This is a genomic window from Jatrophihabitans sp., assembly GCF_051960575.1.
Classification (GTDB): Bacteria; Actinomycetota; Actinomycetes; order Mycobacteriales; family Jatrophihabitantaceae; genus JBQCEE01.
In genome coordinates this window covers 1-3693 of the sequence record NZ_JBQCEE010000265.1, presented here as the reverse complement: position 1 = coordinate 3693, position 3693 = coordinate 1, and the positions used below count along the sequence as shown (strand labels likewise).

Below are 3693 nucleotides of genomic sequence, written 5' to 3'. Positions count from 1 at the left end.
GCGCGCTCCTTGTTGAGGCGCACCTCCTTCTGGAGCCGCGGCATGGCGTTCTCGAGGGTCTGCAGGTCGGCGAGGATCAGCTCGGTGTTGATGGTCTCGATGTCGTTCGCCGGATCGATCTTGCCGTCGACGTGGACGACGTTCGGATCGCTGAACGCCCGGATGACCTGGCAGATCTCGTCCGCTTCCCGGATGTTCGCGAGGAACTTGTTGCCTAGCCCCTCCCCCGTTCTCGCACCGCGCACGATGCCGGCGATGTCGACGAAGCTGACGGTGGCCGGGACGATCTTGGCCGACGCGAAGATCTCGCCCAGGACCGCCAACCGCTTGTCCGGCACGCCGACGACGCCGACGTTCGGGTCGATCGTGGCGAAGGGGTAGTTCGCGGCCAGGACGTCGTTCTTCGTCAGCGCGTTGAACAGGGTCGACTTGCCGACGTTGGGGAGTCCGACGATTCCGATGGTGAGGGCCACGGGCCGCCAGTCTACGGACGTGCGCGTGGCTCGCCGAAATTGTCAGAGGGTGGTGTGAGCATCGGACGCATGGAACTGATCGCACTGGTGTTCGCCGTCCTGATGCTCGTCGCCGGCCTCGGCGCGGGCTGGACGTTGGCGCGGCGGCAGGCCGCCGTCGAGCTCGAGGCCGCCGGCCGGCGCGCGACCGCCGACCTCGAGATCGCGCTGCGGCAGGCCGAGGCCGCCGCCCGCGCCGACCGCGCCGCCGTGGCGGACGAGCTGGCCGAGGCGCGGGTCGAGCTCGCCGAGCTGCGTACCGCCCTCGAGCACGAGCAGCGCCAGACCGATCGCACCGAGGCCCTGCTGCGCCGCAACGAGACCCAGCTGAAGGAGCTGTTCGGCGCGCAGGCCGCCGAGGTGCTCCAACGCAACGCCGAGCAGGTCGTCCAGCTCGCGCAGGCGCAGCTGGCGAAGGCGACCACCCAGGCCGGTGGCGACCTCGCCAAGCGCCAGGAGGCGATCGAGCACCTCGTCGCGCCGTTGCGCGAGTCGCTCGGCAAGGTGCACGAGCAGCTCGAGGCGGTCGAACGTGGGCGCACGACGTCCGAGTCGGCGCTGCGCGAGCAGCTGCGGATGATGGGCGAGTCGTCGGCGCAGCTCAAGCTCGAGACCGCCGCCCTGGTGACGGCGCTGCGCGCGCCGCAGACCCGCGGCCGCTGGGGCGAGATGCAGCTCGAGCGGGTGGTCGAGGCCGCCGGCATGACCGAGCACGTCGACTTCGTGACGCAGGAGACGCGCACCTCGGACGACGGCGCGAAGCAGCGACCCGACCTGGTCGTCCGCCTCACCGGCGGCAAGACGATCGTCGTCGACGCCAAGGTGCCGTTCGCCGCGTACCTCGAGGCGATGGAGGCCCGCGACGAGCGCACCCGGGACGAGCGCATGAAGGCGCACGCGCGGCACCTGCGCACCCACATCGACGGCCTCGCGGGCAAGCGGTACCCCGACCTGTTCGAGTGCACCCCCGAGTTCGTCGTGTGCTTCGTGCCGGCCGACGCGTTCCTCGACGCGGCGCTGCGCGAGGACGCGACGCTGCAGGAGCACGCGTTCGCCCGCAACGTCGTCCTGGCCACCCCCTCGACGCTCATCGCGCTGCTGCGCACGATCAGCTACTCGTGGCGTCAGGAGGCGCTCGCGACCAACGCGCGGCACGTGCACGAACTCGGCCGCGACCTCTACAAGCGGCTCTGCACGCTCGGCAACCACTTCGACAAGCTCGGCCGCAGCCTCAAGAACTCGGTCGAGTCGTACAACTCCGCCGTCGGCTCGATGGAGCGCATGGTGCTGTCCAAGGCGCGGCAGATGAACGACCTCGGCGTGGTCGACGCGGGCACCGAACTCCCCCGCCTCGAGCCGCTGGACGCGACGCCCCGGCCGACGACCGCGCCGGAACTCGCCGCCGCGCCGCCCGGGCGGCCGGGTCAGACCCGCGTGATCAGCCTCCCGCAGCCGGAGCTGCCGACCGGGACATGATCGACATCGGGCTCGGTGGCGGGGCGCCCCTGTCCACTACCTGACGGTGTGCTGCGCGCCGGGCCCCGCTCCTCAGCTCACGCAGGTAGCGTTGGGGTGAAGTTACCCGTCCGTTATCCGTGGGAGCGCCCGTGTCCGACCCGTCGACGCCCGACGCCGACCGTCGTACCGGTCGCACGGGCGCGAACGGACGCAGCGCCACCGACCTGCCGCCGTTACCGCCGGAGCTCGACCCGCGTGGCCGGGGGCGGGGCCGTCACCAGGCCTCGTCCGGGCAGGGCGCGACGCGGGCGCAGGGCCCGCGCGGCGGCCGCGCCGACCAGGGCGTCCCGGTCGGGCGGCGCGGCGAGCGCACCGACCGTGGCACCGACCGCGGCACCGGCGGCGCGCCGTGGGGTCGCGGCCCTGGCGAACCCGCGCTCGCGGGCGCGACGGTCGCCGACCGGTACGCGGCTGCCTCCGCCGGCTACGCCCCCGACCCCGACGCGACACCGAAGCGCCGCGAACGCGGGCTCCCCGGTTGGGCCGCGCTGCTCGTGCTGGTCGTCATCGCGGCGATCGGCGGGATCATCGACACCGCGACGAACGTGCAGGTGCGCGGCGGCTTCAACATCGGCATCGTCGCCGCCTCCGTCATCGCCATCCTGGCCGTGCGGCGGTCGAGCATGCTGCTCATCGTCCTGTCGCCGCCGATCGTCTACTCGGCGGCGGCGATGTTCATGCTCTACCTGCGCTCCGGCGGGCTGGACAACCGCACCGAGGTCATCAACGCGGCGCTGAACTATCTCGTCTACGGGTTCCCCGCCATCGCGACGGCGACCACCGCGGTCCTGCTCATCGCGGTGGTGCGACAGCTGACCAAGCGCTGACCCGCGCGGGTCAGCCCCGCGGCGCCGCCCGCAGCTCGCGGCGCAGCTCCTGCGGCAGGGCGAACGCCAGCCGCTCCTCGGTGTGCGAAACCTCCTGCACGTCGCCGTAGCCCCGCGCCGCCAGCCAGGCGAGCACCTCCTGCACCAGGATCTCGGGCACCGACGCGCCGGACGACAGCCCCACCGTCGATACGCCGTCCAGCCACCCCTCGTCCATGGCGTCGGCGTTCTCGACGAGGTGCGCGTCGCGGGCGCCGGCGGCCGCGGCCACCTCGACCATGCGCACCGAGTTCGACGAGTTGGCCGACCCGACGACAAGGAAGAGGTCGGCCTCGGGCGCGATCTGCTTCACCGCGGCCTGCCGGTTCTGGGTGGCGTAGCAGATGTCGTCCGACGGCGGCGACTGCAGCAGCGGGAAGCGCCTGCGCAGGGCGTCCACCGTCTCGAGGGTCTCGTCGACCGACAGCGTCGTCTGCGACAGCCAGACGACCTTCTCCGGGTCGCGCACGGTGACCGAGTCGACCGAGCCGGGGCCGTCGACGAGGGTGATGTGCTCAGGCGCCTCGCCGCTGGTGCCGACGACCTCCTCGTGTCCCTCGTGCCCGATCAGCAGGATGTCGTAGTCGTCGGCCGCGAAGCGCTTCGCCTCCTGATGCACCTTGGTCACCAGCGGGCAGGTCGCGTCGATGGCGCGCAGTCCACGCTCGCGGGCCTGCTCGTACACCTCCGGAGCCACCCCGTGCGCGGAGAAGATCACCGTGGCACCCTCGGGTACCTCGTCGTTCTCCTCCACGAAGATCGCCCCGCGCGCCTCCAGCGTGGCCACCACGTGCTTG

4 protein-coding genes are annotated in these 3693 nt (G+C 72.2%); 2 read left to right on the top strand and 2 right to left on the bottom strand.

Annotated features, from left to right (window positions below; all coding sequences use genetic code 11):
- Positions 1-473 (bottom strand): GTPase (locus tag ACTHMS_RS15105; RefSeq protein WP_440307499.1); only part of this gene is annotated, 473 nt, incomplete at its 3' end.
- A 69-nt stretch (positions 474-542) separates the two neighbouring features.
- Between ACTHMS_RS15105 and rmuC the strand changes: the two genes are divergently transcribed.
- Together rmuC and ACTHMS_RS15095 are read left to right on the top strand one after the other, a co-directional pair.
- Complete coding sequence (gene rmuC / locus ACTHMS_RS15100; RefSeq protein WP_440307498.1) at positions 543-1988, top strand: DNA recombination protein RmuC; 1446 nt, start codon at positions 543-545, stop codon at positions 1986-1988.
- A gap of 131 nt (positions 1989-2119) precedes the next feature.
- Positions 2120-2857 carry a DUF6542 domain-containing protein gene (locus ACTHMS_RS15095; protein ID WP_440307497.1) on the top strand — a complete coding sequence of 246 codons (738 nt, stop codon included), beginning with the start codon at positions 2120-2122 and terminating at the stop codon, positions 2855-2857.
- Positions 2858-2867: 10 nt separating this feature from the next.
- On the opposite strand, the gene ACTHMS_RS15090 is transcribed toward ACTHMS_RS15095, so the two are convergent.
- Positions 2868-3693 (bottom strand): 4-hydroxy-3-methylbut-2-enyl diphosphate reductase (locus ACTHMS_RS15090; protein ID WP_440307496.1); only part of this gene is annotated, 826 nt, incomplete at its 5' end.